6 protein-coding genes are annotated in these 4,361 nt (G+C 62.0%); 2 read left to right on the forward strand and 4 right to left on the reverse strand.

Annotation, left to right across the window (positions count from 1 at the left end):
* Window positions 1-215: 215 nt before the first annotated feature.
* Window positions 216-1,268, forward strand: coding sequence for a bifunctional DNA-binding transcriptional regulator/O6-methylguanine-DNA methyltransferase Ada (gene ada, locus ACODSK_RS32415; RefSeq protein WP_489022217.1), 1,053 nt, complete (start codon window positions 216-218; stop codon window positions 1,266-1,268).
* Window positions 1,269-1,375: 107 nt separating this feature from the next.
* Here the strand turns inward: ada and ACODSK_RS32420 are convergent, their stop codons facing one another.
* The gene (locus tag ACODSK_RS32420; protein ID WP_489022219.1) at window positions 1,376-1,621 is read right to left on the reverse strand and encodes a DUF2790 domain-containing protein; all 246 of its coding nucleotides are present in this window, start codon (window positions 1,619-1,621) and stop codon (window positions 1,376-1,378) included.
* A gap of 265 nt (window positions 1,622-1,886) precedes the next feature.
* On the opposite strand from ACODSK_RS32420, the gene ACODSK_RS32425 reads away from it, so the two are divergent.
* A complete protein-coding gene (locus tag ACODSK_RS32425) occupies window positions 1,887-2,342 on the forward strand; it encodes a GNAT family N-acetyltransferase (protein WP_489022221.1) in 456 nt (151 codons plus the stop codon).
* On the opposite strand, the gene def is transcribed toward ACODSK_RS32425, so the two are convergent.
* From def to ACODSK_RS32440, 3 genes are all read right to left on the reverse strand, one after another.
* The gene (def, locus tag ACODSK_RS32430; RefSeq protein WP_489022223.1) at window positions 2,294-2,833 is read right to left on the reverse strand and encodes a peptide deformylase; all 540 of its coding nucleotides are present in this window, start codon (window positions 2,831-2,833) and stop codon (window positions 2,294-2,296) included. The genes ACODSK_RS32425 and def overlap by 49 nt on opposite strands.
* The gene (locus ACODSK_RS32435) at window positions 2,823-3,797 is read right to left on the reverse strand and encodes a YihY/virulence factor BrkB family protein (RefSeq protein WP_489022224.1); all 975 of its coding nucleotides are present in this window, start codon (window positions 3,795-3,797) and stop codon (window positions 2,823-2,825) included. Before ACODSK_RS32435 ends, def begins: the two co-directional genes overlap by 11 nt.
* A 160-nt stretch (window positions 3,798-3,957) precedes the next feature.
* Window positions 3,958-4,137, reverse strand: a complete 180-nt coding sequence (locus ACODSK_RS32440) for a CsbD family protein (protein WP_489022226.1) — start codon at window positions 4,135-4,137, stop codon at window positions 3,958-3,960.
* Between the last annotated feature and the right edge of the window lie 224 nt (window positions 4,138-4,361).

Here is a 4,361-nt window from a genome sequence, read left to right on the forward strand (position 1 = left end):
ATGGTTTTGGGACCGCTGGCGCGGTCCATCGCAGCTAAAGCAGCTCCTACCTGGACCGCGTCGCATGGGTAGTCTGGGTAAACCGGAAGGTATGTAGATACCCATGCTCATCGCTCGCAAGCCAGCGCCGCGGACATTGTGGGAGCCGGCTTGCCGGCGATGAGGTCCGCAGCCATAACACAAATCTTGTTGCCGCACCCCTTGGAGACAAGCCCATGCCCCGCACCATCAATGAATCCGACCCCCGCTGGCAGGCCCTGCTCGCCCGCGATGCCTCCGCCGACGGCACCTTCGTCTACGGCGTGCGCACCACCGGCGTGTACTGCCCGCCGTCCAGCTCGGCGCGCCGGCCCAACATCGAGAACGTGGAGTTCTTCGATACCCCGGCCGAAGCCGAGGCCGCCGGCTATCGCCCAAGCAAGCGCCGCGGCGGCGACCAGGGCGAGCTGGCCCGCCAGCACGCCGACCAGGTAACCCGGGCCTGCAAGCTGATCGAGAACGCCGAAGTCGAGCCAAGCCTGAACCAGCTGGCGGAACAGGTGAACATGAGCCCGTACCACTTCCACCGAGTGTTCAAACGCGCCACCGGCCTGACCCCCAAGGCATACGCCAGTGCCCACCGCGCGCGCCGCCTGCGCGACCAGTTGCAGCGCGCCGACTCCATCACCGAAGCCGTCTACGAAGCCGGTTTCAATTCCAATAGCCGCTTCTACGAGTCGAGCAACGCGCGCCTGGGCATGACCCCGGGGGCCTGGCGCAACGGCGGGGCCAATACCGATATCCACTTCGCCATCGCCCAGTGCTCGCTGGGGGCGATCCTGATTGCACAAAGCCCGCGAGGTATCTGCGCGATTCTGCTGGGCGACGATCCGCAAGCGCTGCTGCAGGACCTGCAGGACAAATTCCCCAAGGCCAACCTGATCGGCGCCGATGCGGACTTCGAGCAACTGGTAGCCAAGGTGGTGGGTTTCGTCGAGGCCCCGGCCATCGGCCTCGACCTGCCCCTGGACCTGCAAGGCACAGCCTTCCAGGAACGGGTCTGGCAGGCATTGCGGGAAATCCCGGCGGGCAGCACCGCCAGCTACGCGCAAATCGCCGAGCGCATCGGTGCGCCGAAGGCCGTGCGTGCGGTAGCCCAGGCCTGTGCGGCCAACAGCATCGCCGTGGCGGTCCCCTGCCATCGGGTGGTACGCAGCGACGGCAACCTGTCCGGCTATCGCTGGGGCGTGGAACGCAAGCAGCAACTACTGCAACGGGAACACGCCTGAAACTTATTCATTACCTTAATCACATCAATCAAGTTATTCGAAACAAAACTTACAGGCATAAAAAAGCCCCGCAACCTGCGGGGCTTTCTATCAGCCGGGTATAACTATCAACCCTGGCTGCAACCATCACCCATCACCCGATATTCAACCGTGTGACGCTGGCCTTGATGGTCTTCATAGACCATGGTGGCCGGAACAACTTCACAGACATTGGCAACTTTCGACAGGCTGATGACCTTGGCGATATCCAGCTTGGTGCCGTAGCTGTACTGCTCGACTTGCGGCTGTACGGCCTGGTCGGCAAGGGCGAACGAAGAGACGGCAAGCAATGCGGCTGCAACTAATGCTTTCATGATTAATGGCCTTTAAAGCAATCGAACCAACAGATTGACTTCATATGCCGGAATGGCGCGGAGAAGTTGTCATATCAATGATTGAACATGACACGAAGTACCGATCCCGTTGGAACTTGTTCATGGGGGATGCGCTTAGTTTACTGATCTGCTAACTTCCGTGAATCATCAAGACTGACATTCACTGTTACAGATACTGCAACAATCCAGGCCAATCCTTACCTCTCGGGAAACGCCGCAAACACCCGCCCCAGAGCCATCGCCCATGTCCGACAAGCCGCCGATCCAGTGCACGCCACTGAGCCGCCTCGAATGGCCGCTATTGAACAAGTTCTATAAAGCCCAGGGTTCGGCCATGCGCACCAGCGATGCCGGCGAGGCCTGGGTGGTGCGTGCCGGGGAGATCGTCGCCGGCCTGAACCTGACGCCGGTCGCGGACGGACACTGGCTGACCGGCCTGCTGGTCGCCTCCGAGCGGCGCCGGCAAGGCCTGGCACGCTTGCTGATCGACACAGCCTGCGGCGGTCGGCTGACCTGGCTGTTCTGCCACCCGGACCTGCAAGGGTTCTACGAAGGATTGAACTTCACGGTTAACGAGGACCTGCCCCAGACCCTCGCCGATCGCCTGGCCCGCTACCGCCGCAGCAAGCCGCTGCTGGCGATGCGCCGCGATCAGTCGTCGGCAGCAGGATCCAGCCCGGGGAACAGCACCTCGGTGTAGCCGAAGCGGCTGAAATCGTGGATCCGCGATGGATACAGGCGGCCGATCAGGTGATCGCATTCATGCTGCACCACCCGTGCGTGGAAACCGTCGGCGGTGCGCCGGATCGGCTGCCCCTGGGGGTCGACGCCCTCGTAGAAAATACTCTTGTAGCGACTCACCACGCCACGCAGGCCGGGCACCGACAGGCAGCCTTCCCAACCCTCCTCCAGCTCGGTACCGATCGGCGTGATCAGCGGATTGAGCAGAATGGTCTGCGGCACCGGCTCGGCATCCGGGTAGCGCTCGCTGCGCTCGAAGCCGAAGATCACCAGTTGCAGGTCGACGCCGATCTGCGGCGCGGCCAGGCCGACGCCACCGACATGGCGCATGGTCTCGAACATGTCGTCGATCAGTTGCTGCAGTTCGGCGCTGCCGAACAGGTGTCGGGGTACCGGCGGGGCGATGCGCAGCAGGCGCTCGTCGCCCATCTTGAGGATTTCACGAATCATGGGTGGTCCGGCTCACAGGTTCGGGTCCGGTCGCCGGGGCGTGATCGCGGCCCAGCCCGGAAACCTGGTTTGTAGCACGTTCCGGGGCGCCATCGCCGGGTTCTTTTTCCCCGGGATCCTTGCCCTCCTGCGACATATGCTCGATCACCGCGTTCATTTCCGCGCCGAGCAGCAGCACCGCCGCGGAAATGTAGAAGTACAGGAGCAGGACGATGATCGCCCCGATGCTGCCGTACATGGCGTTGTAGTCGGCAAAGGTCTTCACGTAGTAGCCGAAGCCGAGCGACGCGATGATCCACACCACCACGGCCAGCACCGAGCCCGGCGTGATGAAGCGAAACTCCTGCTTCACATCGGGCATCACGTAGTAGATCAGCGCCACCGCCACCATCATCAGGATCACGATGGCCGGCCAGCGCAGCACCGTCCATACGGTGACGATGAACTCCTCCATGCCCACCTGCGAGGCCACCCAGCTCATCACCTGCGGCCCGAGCACCATCAGCGCGGCAGCGGCCAGGAGCATGCCGGCGATGCCCACGGTGTAGAAGATCGATAGCGGAATGCGCTTCCACACCGGCCGCCCTTCGATCACGTCGTAGGCCGCGTTCATCGCGCTCATCATCAGGCGCACGCCGGCCGACGCGGTCCACAGGGCGATGACGATACCCACCGAGAGCAGACCGCCCTTGGATTGCTGGAGCTGGTCGATCACCGGATTGACCTGTTCCAGGGCCTGGGGCGGCAGGACCAGTTCGGATTGCAGGCGCAGCCAGGAGAAGAAGTCCGGCAGGTGGAGGAAACCGATCAGGGCGATCAGGAACAGCAGGAAGGGGAACAGCGAAAAAAGCATCTGGTAGGCCAGTGCCGAGGCGTAGGTGGACATCTCGTCGTCGAGGAATTCCTTGACGGTGCGCACCAGTACGCGGTGTACGGGAATACCGCGTAGATGGGTAAAGGTCATTGGCGTCTCCTTGCGCTGCCAGAAGCTCATATTCCCGGGTCGCTGGGGGAAGAGTTACAAAACAGTCTAATAGACCCCGCTGGCCAGGTCGCGATTCCCTCCCGACGGCAAAAAAAACGGCCATCCGCGGATGGCCGTCTTCGTCTGGCCCGCAGGCCGGTCAAGGCTTCTTCACGGCATCCTTGACCTTGCCCACGGCTTGCTGGGCTTCGCCCTTGATCTCCTGGGCCTTGCCTTCGGCGCGCATTTTGTCGTTACCGGTGGCCTTGCCCACGCCTTGCTTGATGTTGCCGACCGCTTCGTTGGCCATGCCTTTGACTTTGTCTTTGGTGCCACTCATGGGATTTCTCCTTGAAGGGATGTCGGAATCGACAAGCAGTGGAGTGACGGGCGAAGCGGGGAGTTTCATTTATTTTCGAAGGGGCGGATTAGTGTGCTACAGACAACCCAAAAACCCACAGGCCATGGCACGTTGCAAAAAATGTAGGAGCCTGGCTTGCCCGCGATGCGCATGGGTATCTACACATCTCTGCCATGCTCAACGCGGACCTTGTGGGAGCGGCT

It is taken from the genome of Pseudomonas sp. FG98 (assembly GCF_057808595.1).

Excerpts from the sequence above, each read along its gene's own strand:
- ACODSK_RS32435 (WP_489022224.1), bottom strand. The coding sequence starts at position 3,797 with ATGACCTTTACCCATCTACGCGGTATTCCCGTACACCGCGTACTGGTG.
- ACODSK_RS32425 (WP_489022221.1), top strand. The coding sequence starts at position 1,887 with ATGTCCGACAAGCCGCCGATCCAGTGCACGCCACTGAGCCGCCTCGAA.
- ACODSK_RS32420 (WP_489022219.1), bottom strand. The coding sequence starts at position 1,621 with ATGAAAGCATTAGTTGCAGCCGCATTGCTTGCCGTCTCTTCGTTCGCC.
- ACODSK_RS32440 (WP_489022226.1), bottom strand. The coding sequence starts at position 4,137 with ATGAGTGGCACCAAAGACAAAGTCAAAGGCATGGCCAACGAAGCGGTC.
- ada (WP_489022217.1), top strand. The coding sequence starts at position 216 with ATGCCCCGCACCATCAATGAATCCGACCCCCGCTGGCAGGCCCTGCTC.
- def (WP_489022223.1), bottom strand. The coding sequence starts at position 2,833 with ATGATTCGTGAAATCCTCAAGATGGGCGACGAGCGCCTGCTGCGCATC.